Genomic DNA, 12,799 nt, shown 5'->3' on the forward strand with positions numbered 1-12,799 from the left:
AGCTCTCTCATATGTTCGGACGTTAGGATGCCCTTCGTGTCTGACGGTACGGGGGTGCAGGCTGTCGGCCTGCGCGAGCGCAAGAAGCAGCGCACCCGGGCCACTCTCATCGACGCGGCCGTGGAGCTCTGTAATGGACAGGGTTTCGACAACACGACTGTCGAGCAGATCGCCGCGATCGCCGATGTCTCGCCGCGCACCTTCAGCCGGTACTTCCCCACCAAGGACGCCATCGCGCTGGCGCTGGTCGACGAGATCATCGACCAGACCGCCGTCGAACTGGCTCGCCAACCTGCCGAGCTGAACCACTTCGAGGCGATCCTGCGCGCCTACATCACGATGGCCAAGGCTTCCAAGCAGGCCGGGCCCGGCGAGCTGACGGCTGAGCGGATCTTGTGCATCACGCGAATCGTCTTGTCGTCGCCGGCGTTGCGCCAGGTCACCGTCGAGTTCCGCGGCAACGCGATCGAAGCCGCGTTGGCCAAGCGGATGGGGGTCGCGCTGGACGACCGGCGGGTCCGATTGGCATCCGTGACATGGGGTGCGGTGATTGTGACGGCGCTCAACGATGCGGTGCAGGTCAGCGGGGATCCGTCGAAGGTGTCCATAGATGACCTGATCGAGCACCTGGAGGCGGTCTTCGCGGAGTTCGCCGACCTGACGGGAACCCTCCGGCAGGTCGGCTGAGCAACTGAGCGCCCCCGGCGGGGCACGCCCGCCGGAATGGGACTACCTTTTGTAGAGCAATGTTCGATTACGCCCAGCAGCGACGAAGGGATCCTCGTGGCCGATAACGCGAAGAGTGGGGAAGGGCAAGCCACCCTCTCGTACCCCGGTGGCACGCTTGACCTTGACATCGTTTCCGCCTCCGAAGGCGCCGATGGCATCGCGCTGGGTTCGCTGCTGTCCAAGACCGGCTACACCACGTTCGACGAGGGCTTCGTCAACACCGCTTCGACCAAGAGCGCGATCACCTACATCGACGGCGACGCCGGCATCCTGCGCTACCGCGGCTATCCCATCGAGCAGCTCGCGGAGAAGTCGAACTTCATCGAGGTCAGCTACCTGCTGATCTACGGCGAGCTGCCCTCCAAGGAGCAGCTGGCGGAGTTCACCACCCGGATCCAGCGGCACACGCTGCTGCACGAGGACCTGAAGCGGTTCTTCGACGGTTTCCCGGCCAACGCGCACCCGATGCCGGTGCTGTCCAGCGCGGTCAACGCGCTGTCGACGTACTACGAGGACTCGCTCGACCCGTTCGACGACAACCAGGTCGAGCTGTCGACGATCCGGCTGCTGGCCAAGTTGCCGACCATCGCGGCGTACGCCTACAAGAAGTCGGCGGGCCAGCCGTTCCTGTACCCGGACAACTCGCTGACGCTGGTCGAGAACTTCCTGCGGATGACGTTCGGATTCCCGGCCGAACCCTACGAGGTCGATCCGGAGATCGTCCGCGCGCTGGACATGTTGTTCATCCTGCACGCCGACCACGAGCAGAACTGCTCGACGTCGACGGTGCGGTTGGTCGGTTCCTCGCAGGCCAACCTGTTCACCTCGATCTCCGGCGGCATCAACGCGCTGTGGGGTCCGCTGCACGGCGGGGCCAACCAAGCGGTGCTGGAGATGCTGGAGAAGATCCGGCAGGCCGACTTCGACGTCCACGAGTTCATCAAGAAGGTCAAGAACCGCGAGGACGGCGTGAAGCTGATGGGCTTCGGGCACCGGGTCTACAAGAACTACGACCCACGCGCCCGCATCGTCAAGGAGCAGGCCGACAAGATCCTCGGCAAGCTCGGCGGCGACGACGAGATGCTGGACATCGCCCGGACGCTCGAGGAAGCCGCGCTCACCGACGACTTCTTCATCGAGCGCAAGCTCTACCCGAACGTCGACTTCTACACCGGCGTGATCTACCGGGCGATGGGCTTTCCGACGCGGATGTTCACCGTGCTGTTCGCGCTCGGCCGGCTGCCCGGGTGGATCGCGCACTGGCGTGAGATGCACGACGAGGGCAGCGGCAAGATCGGCCGTCCGCGCCAGATCTACACCGGCTACACCGAACGCGACTACAAGGACGTCAACAGCCGCTAGGCAATCTGCTCTTTTCCGCGAGTGACCGTGTTTGTACAGCGACACGCCGAGTTCGCGTGTGCAAGAGTGGTCGCTCGCGCCGTATGAGCGCGCAGTGAACGGCGTCATGAGCGCTCGGCGCAAGGCCATCGTGCTGGTGTCCTGCTGCCTGAGCCTGCTGATCGTGTCGATGGACGCGACGATCGTCAATGTCGCGATCCCGAACATCCGCGCCGACCTGAACGCGACGGGCTCCCAGCTGCAGTGGGTGATCGACATATACACGCTGGTGTTGGCGTCGTTGCTCCTACTGTCCGGAGCCGCCGCCGACCGGTTCGGCCGACGGGGCACCTTTCAACTCGGGCTCGTGGTGTTCGCGGTCGCGTCGCTGCTGTGCAGCCTGGCGCCGAACATCGAAACCCTGATCGCCGCGCGACTCTTACAGGCGATCGGCGGGTCGATGCTGAACCCGGTCGCGATGTCGATCATCACCCAGGTCTTCACCGGCCGGGTGGAACGTGCGCGGGCCATCGGCGTGTGGGGCGGCGTCGTCGGCATCTCGATGGCCGCCGGGCCGATCGTCGGCGGCGCGCTCATCGAAGTGATCAACTGGCGTGCGGTGTTCTGGATCAACCTGCCGATCTGCGCGCTGGCGATCCTGCTGACGGCGATCTTCGTGCCGGAGTCCAAGTCGGCGACCATGCGCGACGTCGACCCGGTCGGGCAGGGGCTCGGCATGGCGTTCCTGTTCGGCGTCGTCTTCATGCTCATCGAAGGCCCGGTCATGGGCTGGGCCGACCCGCGAACCGTCGCTGTCGGGGTGACCGCAGCGGTGGCGTTGGCCGCCTTCCTCGCCTACGAGGCGCGTCGGCGCGACCCGTTCATCGACCTGAGGTTCTTCCGCAGCATCCCGTTCGCGTCGGCGACGATGATCGCGGTGTGCGCGTTCGCCTCGTGGGGCGCCTTCCTGTTCATGATGTCGCTGTACCTGCAGGACGAGCGCGGCTTCTCGGCCATGCACACCGGGCTGATCTATCTACCGATAGCCATTGGCGCACTGGTGTTCTCGCCGTTGTCGGGACGGATGGTGGGCCGCTTCGGCGCGCGGCCGTCGCTGTTGATCGCGGGCGCGCTGATCACGGCGGCGACGTTGATGCTGGCGGAGCTGTCGGCGACGACACCGGTGTGGCAGCTGCTCGTCGTCTTCGCTGTCTTCGGTATCGGCTTCTCGATGGTCAACGCGCCGGTGACCAACGCGGCGGTCAGCGGCATGCCGACCGACCGAGCGGGCGCCGCGTCGGCGATCGCCTCGACCAGCAGGCAGGTCGGCGTGAGTATCGGTGTGGCGCTGTGCGGTTCGGTCGCCGGTGGCGCACTGGCGGCGACGGGCCCGGACTTCGCGGTGGCCTCCCGACCGCTGTGGCTGATCTGCGCCGCGCTCGGCGTGGTGATCATCGTGCTCGGCTTCTACTCGACATCGGCGAAGGCGTTGCGCTCGGCCGATCGACTCGCTCCGCTGGTAACCCCCGATATCACTTGAGCGCTTGGCTTTCCAACACCGCCATCGCCGCGTTGTGCCCGCCGATCCCCGACACCGCGCCTCCGCGGCGAGACCCCGAGCCGCACAACAGGATCCGATCGTGCGCCGTCGCCACGCCCCAACGCTGCGCCGACGTTTCCAGCGGTTCGTCGTCCTCGACGAACGGCCACGACAACGCGCCATGAAAGATATGTCCGCCGGTCATGCCCAGCGAATGCTCGAGGTCGACGGTCGTCTTCGTCTCGATGCACAGCCGACCCGCCGAATCCTCCATCAACACATCGTGAATCGGTTCGGCGAGAACGGAATTCAGTGAGTTGAGCACCGCCGAGGTCAACGTGTCGCGCATCCGGTCGGGGTCGCCGGAGGAAGCCAGCCGGTGCGGGGTGTGCAAGCCGAACACCGTCAGCGTCTGCGCACCGGCCGCACGCAGTTCATCGGACAGGATCGACGGATCGGTCAATGAATGACAGTAGATCTCGCACGGCAGCGGATCGGGAACGACGCCGTGGTCGGCCTGCACATACGCCCGGTCCAGTTGGCTGTAGGACTCGTTGACGTGAAACGTCCCCCCGAACGCCCGCTCGACCGTGACGGTGTCGTCGCGTAGTCGCGGCAACCGCCGCAGCAACAGGTTCACCTTGACTTGCGCGCCGGGCGTCGACTCCGGCGCCGGCTCGCCCAGCAATTCGGCCAGCACGGTCGGCGTCACGTTGGCCAGCACCACATCGGCGTGCGCGGTGCGGTCGGCGCCGTCGTGGCGGAATCGCACCGCGCCGTCCGGATCGATCGCGTAAACGTCGGCACCACAGGTCAATTCGGCGCCATAACCGGCGGCGGCCGCCGCCAGCGCACCGCTGACCGCCCCCATCCCGCCGATCGGCACGTCCCAGTCGCCGGTGCCGCCGCCGAGCAGGTGGTACAGGAAGCACACGTTCTGAATCAGCGACGGGTCGTCGAGGCGGGCGAACGTGCCGATCAACGCGTCGGTGGCGATCACCCCGCGCACCACGTCGTCGCCGACGGCCGCGGTGATCGCGTGCCCGATCGGCTCCTCGACCATCAGCCGCCACGCGGAGGCATCGTCGACGAGACCGCGAGCCTCGCTGCGACCGCGCAACGGCTGCAACAGAGTCGGCCACAACCGCGCGGCGACGCCACCGCAGCGGCGGTAGAAATCGGCGAACGCGGCCTCATCGGAGCCGGCGCCGATCGCCGCGAACGTCGACGTCGGACCGATCAGCAGGCCGGTGCGACCGCCGGTCGACGGGTCGGGCGTATACGAGGAGTAGCGGCGGCGCTGCAGGCGCACGCGCGCGCCGAGATCGTCGATGATCCGCCGCGGCAGCAGGCTGACCAGATAGGAGTAGCGCGACAGTCGCGCGTCGACGCCGTCGAACACATGCGCGGAAACCGCCGCACCGCCGACATGGTCGAGTCGTTCGAGCACCCGCACGCGACGACCGGCCCTGGCCAGATAGGCGGCCGCCACGAGGCCGTTGTGGCCGCCTCCGACGACGATGACGTCGTAGCTGGGGTTCAGCTGAGGTAGCCCTCGACCTCGTCCGGCGGACGCACCTCCGCTTCGCGCGGATCGCCGCCGGTTTCCCGCAGGGCCCGGCGCTGGCGCAGCAGATCCCAGCACTGGTCGAGTTGCACCTCGACGGTCTTCAGCCGCTGATGCTCTTCTGACTCCTCGATCTCGCGATTCTGAAGCTTGGCGCGCAGCTCCTGCTCCTCGGCGACGAGCTTGTTGACCTGACCGAGAATGTCGGCGTCGGTGTTGAAGTCTTTGGCCATCAACTCAGTCTGCCCGACTACCGTGAGTGCGGTGACTTCAAGTTCCGGGCAGAAGCCCGAAATCGAATTCCCCGCCGGCCCGCCACCCAGCGAGTTGGTGATCACCGATCTGGTCGTCGGCGACGGCGCCGAGGCGGTGCCCGGTGGCAATGTCGAGGTGCATTACGTCGGGGTCGAGTACGACACCGGCGAGGAGTTCGACAGCTCGTGGAACCGCGGCGAGTCGATCGAGTTCCCGCTGCGCGGGCTCATCCAGGGCTGGCAGGACGGCATCCCCGGGATGAAGGTCGGGGGCCGCCGCCAGTTGGTCATCCCGCCGGAGCAGGCCTACGGTCCGGCGGGCGGCGGGCACCGGCTGTCGGGCAAGACGCTGATCTTCGTGATCGACCTGCTCGCCACGCGTTAGCTTTTCCTGCGCGAGCAAGGCGCCGTTCTGGGGCACTTTACGTCTGCTCGGCAATATCAGCGCACGCCCGGCAGCCGCAGCAGCAGGCGTGCGCCGCCCAGCGGGCTCTCCTCCAGAGTGGCGGTGCCGCCGTGCAACTCGGCTTGCTGCGCGACGAGCGCGAGGCCGAGTCCGGAGCCGGAGTGCGACGCCGTCGACCCGCGGGAGAACCGCTCGAACACGATCGAGCGCTCCTCCTCGGGAATGCCGACGCCGTCGTCGTCGATCGCGATCTCCACACCGGCGCGTGAACTGACCGCCGACAGTTGCACCCGCGTCGCACCGCCGTGCTTCACGGCGTTGGCGATCGCGTTGTCGACCGCCAACCGCAGGCCCGCGGGCAAACCCACGATGATGACCGTCGGCGCGGGCACCAACGACACATCCAGATCCGGATAGACTCGCATCGCGTCGTGCGCGGCGCGGTCCAGCAGCTCGGTGATGTCGACGGGCACGTGGTCGTCGGCGGTCGACAACTCACCCTGGGCCAGGCGTTCCAGCGCGCTGAGCGTGGCCTCGATGCGCGACTGTGTCCGGATGACGTCGTTGACCACCTCCTTGCGCTGCTCCTCAGGCATATCGAGGGTGGCCAGCACCTCGAGGTTGGTCCGCATCGCGGTCAGCGGCGTGCGCAGTTCGTGGGCGGACACCGAGGCGAAGTCGCGCGCCGAAGCCAGCGCCGCCTTGGTCCGGTCCTGTTCCTTCCAGACCCGTTCGACCAGGCCCTTGACCGCTTCGGCGATCTCGACGGCCTCGGTGGCACCGCGCACCTCGACGTCCGGGTCCTCGTCGCCGGCGTCGATCTGGCGGGTCTGCTGAGCGAGGCTCTTGAGTGGGCGCACCGCGAACGCGGCCAGCACCCAACCGAAGACCGACGCCGCACCGACGGCGAAAACGCAGATGACGATCACCCGCCGGTGCAGGTTGTTGGTGTCGGCGATCGTGGCGTCGTAGGTGGCGCCGACGGCCACCGACATCGGCCCCGGGTAGTAGGGGATGTCGACTGTGCGCACCCGGTAGCGCACGCCGTCGACATAGGTGTCGGCGTAACCGGGTTCCATCTGGGGCAGCACGACGTTGGAGTTGGACGTCACCTCGCCGCCGCGGTGCACGGTGATGACGGCGTCCTGGTTGTTCGGCGATTTCGGGATCTCGTCCAGGCCACGCGGCAGGAACGGGATCGCGAAGCCCGCGGCCTCATCGAGTCGACGGTCGAGGCGCTCTTTGCGGTCGTTGGTGATGCCGACCCAGACGACCGTCCCGACGATGACGACGACGATCGCCGCGCCGATCGCGGTGGCCAGCGCGACGCGGGTGCGCAGTGAGGGAGTTCGGCGGAAAATCCGCGACAGCAGGTTCATGGCTCACTGCTGTCGGTTCTTCGCGCAAGCGTCCCCCTGCCCTGCGGGCGGGCGGTGCCCCCACATCACTGAGTCCTCAGCACGAATCCCACTCCGCGCACCGTGTGCAGCAGGCGGGGTGCGCCGCCGGCTTCGAGCTTGCGGCGCAGGTAGCCGATGAAGACATCGACGACGTTGGTGTCCGCGGCGAAGTCGTAGCCCCAGACGAGCTCGAGCAGCTGCGCGCGCGACAGCACGGCGGTCTTGTGCTCGGCCAGCACCGCGAGCAGGTCGAACTCGCGCTTGGTCAGGTCGACGTCGACGCCGTTGACCCGCGCGCGGCGGCCCGGGATGTCGACCTCGAGCGGGCCGACCTGGATGGTCTCCGACGAGAACGTCGCGGTGGACCCGCGGCGGCGCAGCAACGCCTTCACCCGCGCCACCAACTCCTGAAGCACGAACGGTTTGACCAGGTAGTCGTCGGCGCCGGCTTCCAGACCGGCGACCCGGTCATCGACCGAACTGCGCGCCGACAGCACGCAGACGGGCACGTCGTTGTCCATCGCGCGCAGGGCGGTGACCACGCTGACGCCGTCGAGCACGGGCATGTTGATGTCCAGGACGATCGCGTCGGGCCGGGTTTCGGTCGCGCTACGCAGGGCTTCGGCGCCGTCCACGGCGGTGGCCACGTCGAACCCGGACAGCCGCAGCCCACGTTCGAGGGAGGCCAGGACGTCGGGGTCGTCGTCGACCACGAGAACCCGGGGCGAGGCTGCACCACTGTTCATGCCGTCAATCTTGCCTGAAGGAAGGGCGTATCGCCGGGAGGGTGGGCGGACGGGGCGGCGCACCGCGCCGAGGACCGCCGAATGGTTTGCCAGGTGCCACTCGAACGTTTGCTGCACGGGCCCGCCTCAGCGGATTTCGGTGACCTTCACGCTGCCGCTTTTCGAGTGAGCTGTCACGACGGGGGCGCTCGGGTCGGGGGTCTCCGGTACGGTCACCGTCTCGCCGTTCGGCAGTTCGGACTGGGCGCGCACCCGGTATGGCTCAGAGCCGGGCAGGCCCACCGTCACATCGCCACCAGCGATCGCTTCGGTAGTGCGCGGCGCCGCACGGAATTCCACCGAGATGCTGCCGGTTTCGGCTGTCGCCCTAAACGATTCGGACACCGCGATCCTGGTGTCGGTGCTGATGTCACCGCGGCGCACCGCAACGTCGATCACGCGGGCCGAGCCGCCGAGCGTCACGGCGCCGTCGTCGATATTCGCGACCAGCTCATCGAGGTCGGCGTCGGTGGTGAGCGAGCCGGCCCGGCGGTCGACTGTCACGCTCAAACCCCTTGCGACATCGGGCGGTAGGACGACCGTGAGTTCTCCGGTGCCGATGTACCACGGGAACCCGGAAGCGGCGGCGCCGAGAGTCACGCGGCTGCTGCCGTTGTCGGTGACGACGGTCGGCTGCTCACCGTCTGCCCTGGTCACCATTCGCAGGTCGACGCGGGGCTCGTCGGCGCTGCCATCGGTGGTGATCCGAACGGCCACCGGAACGTCGCCAGTGTCGATACTCAGCCGCTGCATATCAGCCGGCAGCACCTGCGTGTTGGTGACGATGCGGCTGCCGGCCAGCCCGAACGCGAAAACGCCGAGCCCGGCCAGCGTGGCGAGCGAAACCAATCCCGCGATGGCGACGAGCGCGGCGCGCACCGCGGTGCGTCGGCCGCCGGACACTAAGGGCGGCAGAGGAGCTGCAGTTGGGGGATCTGGCAGCTCCTCTGCCGGGATCTGGGGCGGCACCTGGCAGCCATGTCGGTGAGGATCACGGCTCCCTATCATCCTGCGCATCAAGGTGCGCCGCAGCGCGCTTGAGCAACAGCACCGCGTCGGCCTTGGTGGTGTATGCGTCGTCGTTGTACGCCTGCAGGCTCGGCCACGCCGGCGCGGCGACGGAATTGGCCAGCCGCAGCAGCAGCCACTCCAGCCGCTCGACCTGGTCGAGTGCCACGTAGGGCTGCGCATCGCTCCAGTAGCCGGCCGCCGCGCGCAGCGCCCCGCCCAGGCAGAAGCTGCATGGCGTGGCCCCGGATTCGGTGTGCACCACGTAGCCGCCCCCACCGACGTGCTGGGTGCGGACCCGGACCCATTCGCCTGGGGAGCCGGCGACGGGGCGCACCTCAACGCCGTCGGCGTCGCGGCAGTAGGTGCCCTGGATCCATCCGTCGTCACCCTCGATGAGCGTCAACGCATCCTCGAGCACCTCTCGGTCGGTCTTCGTCTTAGTCCTCATGACTTGTAGTCCCTTCTCTCGATTACGACTCGAGGTAGCGCAAAACGGCGAGGACACGGCGGTTTTCGGTGTCATCGGGCGCCAACCCCAATTTGGTGAAGATGGAGGCGACATGCTTTTCGGCCGAACCGGTCGACATGTGCAGCGTCGCGGCGATCGCCGAGTTGGTCCTTCCTTCGGCCATCAACTGGAGTACGTCGCGTTCGCGGGGGGTGAGCTGATCCAGCGCGCTGCGACGATTCGAACGCGCGAGGATCTGGGAGACGACCTCAGGGTCGAGCACAGTCCCACCGCCACCGACGACGGCGACCGCGTCCAGGAACGCCGGCACGTCGGCCACGCGGTCCTTGAGCAGGTAGCCGAAGCCGCGGGTGTCGGCCGTGATCAGGTCGGAGGCGTAGCGCTCTTCGACGTAGTGCGACAAAACCAGTACCGGCGACTCGGGGTTCTCGCTCCGTAGCAGGGCGGCAGCGCGGATCCCCTCGTCGGTGAACGTCGGTGGCATGCGCACGTCGACGATCACGAGGTCGGGTTTGGTTTCGTCGACCAGGGCCAGCAGGTTCGAGGCGTCGGCCACGCCCGCGACGACCTCGTGGCCGGCGTCGACGAGGAGGCGTTCAACCCCCGCGCGCAACAGGGCCGAGTCTTCGGCGATCACGATGCGCATGGCAGCACCGCCGTGACAGTTGTGGGTCCGCTTGCCGGGCTGGTCACCGTGAACGTCCCGCGGGCGGCGCGCACCCGGTCGGCCAGACCGCGCAGGCCGGTGGCGGTCGCGCTGTCGCTGATCTGCGCGCCGCCGCGGCCGTCGTCGAATACCGAGACGTGCAGCGTGTTTTGGGCTTGGTCGAGTCGCACCGTCACGACGGCACGCGACGCGCGTGCGTGTTTGGCGACATTGGTGAGTGCCTCGGCCACCACGAAGTACGCGACCGATTCGGTCTCCGCAGGGATACGCCGGGGAAGGTCGATGTTCAGTGTCGTCGAGACCCCGGTGTTCTGGGCGCGCTGGACCACCGATGAGAGCGCGGCGTCCAGGCCGCGGTCGGACAGGATCGTCGGCGCGATGCCGCGCACCACGTTCCGTAGTTCGACCAAAGCGGTCTTCGCGTCCTGATGGGCCTCGGCGATCAGCGCCTTCGCGGCAGCCGGGTCCGCGTCGAATTTGGTTTGGGCGAGGCCGATGGACATTGCCAGCGAGACGAGGCGAGACTGCACGCTGTCGTGCAGGTCGCGTTCGATGCGGTGGCGCTCGGCGTGTGCGGATGACATCGCGCCCAGCCGGGCGTCGTCCAGGGCGTTCAGTTCCTGTTGAAACATCGCGGCCGGCGAGGGGGAGAGCAGCCAAAGGTCGATCTTGGCGTCGATGATCGGCGCGAACACCACGATTGCGACGGCCGCAAGCAATGCGACGATGGCCAGCGGCCAGGCCAGAGCGGGCGGAATGTAAGACGGGATGAACGACAGGCCGGCGTCGCCGTCGCTGCGGCTCACGGCGATCGCGGCTGCCGGCGCAAGAAACGCGAACGCCAGCAGAAACAGTGCGAAACCGGCGGCGACGAGGTCGTAGACCATCCGAAGGAAGTGGTGCGCGCAGCCCTTCCAGAACCGGGCGCTGGTGATGTCCAACCCGAGCTGGTTGAACCACCCATGAAATCCGCTGTAGTGAGACATCTTTCGGGGCGGTACCGGGATGTTCATACCGAACACGGCTTCGCTACGCCGACGCTCGAGCCACTCTGCGCCGCGCGTCAGATACACGAACAAGAGCAGGGCAAGCCCGAACCCGATCACTGATGGGACCAGCCAGATCCCAAGGATCACGATGATGAGATAAAGCCAGAGCCAGACGGTGGCGGCGATCGCGCCGACGATCATCGAAGCGCTGGGAACCAAGCCGATGTACCGAACCATCGCAGCCCTCGTCGGGTCAGCCGTGTCCGGCTTGACCTCGTGACCCGTGGCGGCAACCATAATCTCAACGTACGGAACGGCCCAGCGGGACAACATGCCGTTTACCGGACTGATTTGTGGGGGTTATCCCCCCCATACGCACCCGTTGTACCAGCGCAACCGTAGTACCGTCCTACCGTGGTGAGCCTGGCCTACGACGACCGTGGAGACGGAGATCCGGTGCTGTTCATCGCCGGCCAGGGCGGTGTCGGACGCACCTGGCATGTCCACCAGGTGCCGGCGTTCCGTGCCGCCGGTTACCGCGTCATCACGTTCGACAACAGAGGGGTCGGCGCCACGGCGGATGCCGACGGTTTCACCACGGCCACGATGGTGGCTGACACGGCCGAGTTGATCGAGAAGCTCGATGCTGCGCCCGTTCGAATCGTGGCCACCTCGATGGGGTCATACATCGCGCAGGAACTGATGCTGTCCCGGCCCCAGTTGGTGAGCCAGGCGGCGCTGATGGCCACCCGGGGACGCCACGACCGTGCGCGTGACTTCTTCGCCACAGCCGAACGGGATTTCGTCGATGCCGACGTCGAACTGCCACCCACGTACGAAGCGAAACTGCGCTTACTCGAGAACTTTTCACCGAAGACCTTGAACGATGACCGGACCGTTCAGGACTGGATCGACACCTTCACGATGTGGCCGACAAAGTCGACTCCCGGGACCCGCGCCCAGTACGGGGTCGCGCCGGAAAGCAATCGACTGCGCGTCTACCAGGTGATTGCCACCCCGGTGCTGGTTATCGGGTTCGCGGATGACCTCGTGATGCCGCCACACCTCGGCGCCGAGGTGGCGGCTGCCCTCCCGAACGGGCGGTACCGCGAAATCGCCGACACCGGTCACCTGGGCTTCCTCGAGCGACCACAGGTAGTGAACTCGGCGATCCTCGAGTTCTTCGCCGGCGGCGCTGCTGATGGTGGGAGCTGAATAGTCAATCCTTGCAACCGATCACGAACACCGATCGGTTCAATTCGATAGCCGGCGAGCGCAGTTGAATCGTCACCAGACCTTGATGATCCGTGTCTTCCATATGGAAACCACCGACGGTAAACTCCCTCAGCCGCCCGGGGCCAAGTGTGGGACCTGAGTTGTCGGTAAGAGCTTGACTTAGATACCGTGCCTCAACGCAGTGGGGTGCATTACGATCCCGTATCGCGTTGGGAACGGGAAAATTGTGGAGGCCGACGGCATGCTTTACTCGTCAAGATCGGGTTTTGCTCCCCGAGGCGCTGCACGTTTGCGGTGACCCCCGCGCGGCTGGCCTCGGATGCTTACCGCATCCGAGGCGTCGCCGTCTGGCGTGTCACGGCCGATGTGTAGTTGCATGTTCGAGCGGCTGACATGTCGACGGGC

At 66.9% G+C, this 12,799-nt stretch carries 13 protein-coding genes; 5 read left to right on the forward strand and 8 right to left on the reverse strand.

The window, feature by feature from the left end; all coding sequences use genetic code 11:
* The first annotated feature begins 27 nt into the window (after positions 1 to 27).
* The 3 genes from AU185_RS21645 (at position 28) to AU185_RS21655 (ending at position 3,610) form a co-directional block, all read left to right on the forward strand.
* Positions 28 to 687 carry a TetR/AcrR family transcriptional regulator gene (locus AU185_RS21645; RefSeq protein WP_156425623.1) on the forward strand — a complete coding sequence of 220 codons (660 nt, stop codon included), beginning with the start codon at positions 28 to 30 and terminating at the stop codon, positions 685 to 687.
* A gap of 96 nt (positions 688 to 783) precedes the next feature.
* Positions 784 to 2,091 carry a citrate synthase gene (locus tag AU185_RS21650; RefSeq protein ID WP_082684017.1) on the forward strand — a complete coding sequence of 436 codons (1,308 nt, stop codon included), beginning with the start codon at positions 784 to 786 and terminating at the stop codon, positions 2,089 to 2,091.
* A 106-nt stretch (positions 2,092 to 2,197) separates the two neighbouring features.
* On the forward strand, positions 2,198 to 3,610 hold the full coding sequence (locus AU185_RS21655) for an MFS transporter (RefSeq protein WP_059098460.1): 1,413 nt from the start codon (positions 2,198 to 2,200) through the stop codon (positions 3,608 to 3,610).
* Here the strand turns inward: AU185_RS21655 and AU185_RS21660 are convergent.
* Both AU185_RS21660 and AU185_RS21665 read right to left on the reverse strand, forming a co-directional pair.
* Positions 3,603 to 5,153, reverse strand: a complete 1,551-nt coding sequence (locus tag AU185_RS21660; RefSeq protein WP_059098459.1) for a phytoene desaturase family protein — start codon at positions 5,151 to 5,153, stop codon at positions 3,603 to 3,605. The two genes, AU185_RS21655 and AU185_RS21660, sit on opposite strands and share 8 nt — an antisense overlap.
* A complete protein-coding gene (locus AU185_RS21665; protein WP_059098243.1) occupies positions 5,150 to 5,410 on the reverse strand; it encodes a DUF2630 family protein in 261 nt (86 codons plus the stop codon). Before AU185_RS21665 ends, AU185_RS21660 begins: the two co-directional genes overlap by 4 nt.
* A 22-nt stretch (positions 5,411 to 5,432) precedes the next feature.
* On the opposite strand from AU185_RS21665, the gene AU185_RS21670 reads away from it, so the two are divergent.
* On the forward strand, positions 5,433 to 5,816 hold the full coding sequence (locus AU185_RS21670; protein ID WP_172800421.1) for an FKBP-type peptidyl-prolyl cis-trans isomerase: 384 nt from the start codon (positions 5,433 to 5,435) through the stop codon (positions 5,814 to 5,816).
* 56 nt (positions 5,817 to 5,872) lie between these two features.
* On the opposite strand, the gene AU185_RS21675 is transcribed toward AU185_RS21670, so the two are convergent.
* The 6 genes from AU185_RS21675 to AU185_RS21700 all read right to left on the reverse strand — a co-directional run bounded on the left by AU185_RS21675 (position 5,873) and on the right by AU185_RS21700 (position 11,455).
* Positions 5,873 to 7,216, reverse strand: a complete 1,344-nt coding sequence (locus AU185_RS21675) for a sensor histidine kinase (protein WP_059098242.1) — start codon at positions 7,214 to 7,216, stop codon at positions 5,873 to 5,875.
* Positions 7,217 to 7,281: 65 nt separating this feature from the next.
* The gene (gene prrA / locus AU185_RS21680; protein WP_172799383.1) at positions 7,282 to 7,992 is read right to left on the reverse strand and encodes a two-component system response regulator PrrA; all 711 of its coding nucleotides are present in this window, start codon (positions 7,990 to 7,992) and stop codon (positions 7,282 to 7,284) included.
* A gap of 117 nt (positions 7,993 to 8,109) precedes the next feature.
* A complete protein-coding gene (locus AU185_RS21685) occupies positions 8,110 to 8,925 on the reverse strand; it encodes a hypothetical protein (RefSeq protein WP_082684018.1) in 816 nt (271 codons plus the stop codon).
* Between the two features lie 88 nt (positions 8,926 to 9,013).
* Positions 9,014 to 9,481 carry a DUF6197 family protein gene (locus tag AU185_RS21690; protein ID WP_059098240.1) on the reverse strand — a complete coding sequence of 156 codons (468 nt, stop codon included), beginning with the start codon at positions 9,479 to 9,481 and terminating at the stop codon, positions 9,014 to 9,016.
* Positions 9,482 to 9,503: 22 nt separating this feature from the next.
* Positions 9,504 to 10,148, reverse strand: coding sequence for a response regulator transcription factor (locus tag AU185_RS21695; RefSeq protein ID WP_059098239.1), 645 nt, complete (start codon positions 10,146 to 10,148; stop codon positions 9,504 to 9,506).
* Entirely contained in the window at positions 10,136 to 11,455 is a 1,320-nt protein-coding gene (locus tag AU185_RS21700) for a sensor histidine kinase (protein ID WP_059098238.1), read from the reverse strand. Before AU185_RS21700 ends, AU185_RS21695 begins: the two co-directional genes overlap by 13 nt.
* Before the next feature lie 120 nt (positions 11,456 to 11,575).
* On the opposite strand from AU185_RS21700, the gene AU185_RS21705 reads away from it, so the two are divergent.
* Entirely contained in the window at positions 11,576 to 12,373 is a 798-nt protein-coding gene (locus AU185_RS21705; protein WP_059098456.1) for an alpha/beta fold hydrolase, read from the forward strand.
* Positions 12,374 to 12,799: the final 426 nt, after the last annotated feature.

The organism is Mycobacterium sp. GA-0227b, assembly GCF_001499855.1.
Classification (GTDB): Bacteria; Actinomycetota; Actinomycetes; order Mycobacteriales; family Mycobacteriaceae; genus Mycobacterium.

What these genes read in the sequence shown, in the direction of transcription:
- AU185_RS21645 (WP_156425623.1), top strand. Translation starts at nt 28, where the DNA reads ATGCCCTTCGTGTCTGACGGTACGGGGGTGCAGGCTGTCGGCCTGCGC.
- AU185_RS21655 (WP_059098460.1), top strand. Translation starts at nt 2,198, where the DNA reads ATGAGCGCTCGGCGCAAGGCCATCGTGCTGGTGTCCTGCTGCCTGAGC.
- AU185_RS21665 (WP_059098243.1), bottom strand. Translation starts at nt 5,410, where the DNA reads ATGGCCAAAGACTTCAACACCGACGCCGACATTCTCGGTCAGGTCAAC.
- AU185_RS21675 (WP_059098242.1), bottom strand. Translation starts at nt 7,216, where the DNA reads ATGAACCTGCTGTCGCGGATTTTCCGCCGAACTCCCTCACTGCGCACC.
- AU185_RS21690 (WP_059098240.1), bottom strand. Translation starts at nt 9,481, where the DNA reads ATGAGGACTAAGACGAAGACCGACCGAGAGGTGCTCGAGGATGCGTTG.
- AU185_RS21695 (WP_059098239.1), bottom strand. Translation starts at nt 10,148, where the DNA reads ATGCGCATCGTGATCGCCGAAGACTCGGCCCTGTTGCGCGCGGGGGTT.
- AU185_RS21700 (WP_059098238.1), bottom strand. Translation starts at nt 11,455, where the DNA reads ATGGTTGCCGCCACGGGTCACGAGGTCAAGCCGGACACGGCTGACCCG.